General features: G+C 61.8%; 1 pseudogene. It reads left to right on the top strand.

Annotated features, from left to right (window positions below):
- Positions 1 to 403 (top strand): annotated as a pseudogene (gene ugpC, locus EN804_RS34930) (sn-glycerol-3-phosphate ABC transporter ATP-binding protein UgpC); the annotation flags it as partial.

The raw sequence follows: 403 nt of genomic DNA on the forward strand, positions 1-403 counted from the left end.
CCAAGCTGCGTGTCACCATGCGCGCCGAAATCCGCAAGCTGCACCAGCGCCTGTCCGCCACCTCCGTCTTCGTCACCCACGACCAGGTGGAAGCCATGACGCTGGCCGACCGCCTCGTCGTGCTGAATGGCGGCCGTATCGAGCAGATCGGTGCGCCGCTGGATGTCTATCACACGCCTGCCTCAACCTTCGTCGCGAGTTTCATTGGTTCTCCGGCCATGAATCTTCTCAGCGCCGAATTGCACGGCGATAGCCTTGCCATCGGGCCGTCGCTGTTTGCGCTCAATGGCTTTGCCCCCACGTCCGGCCCGGTGACTGTTGGAATGCGGGCGGAAGATTTTCGTCTCGCTGCTGCTGACGCCCAGAGTTTCGCACTTCGCGTGGATTATATTGAGGAGCTGGG

It is taken from the genome of Mesorhizobium sp. M8A.F.Ca.ET.161.01.1.1, from assembly GCF_004792105.1.
Taxonomy (GTDB): domain Bacteria; phylum Pseudomonadota; class Alphaproteobacteria; order Rhizobiales; family Rhizobiaceae; genus Mesorhizobium.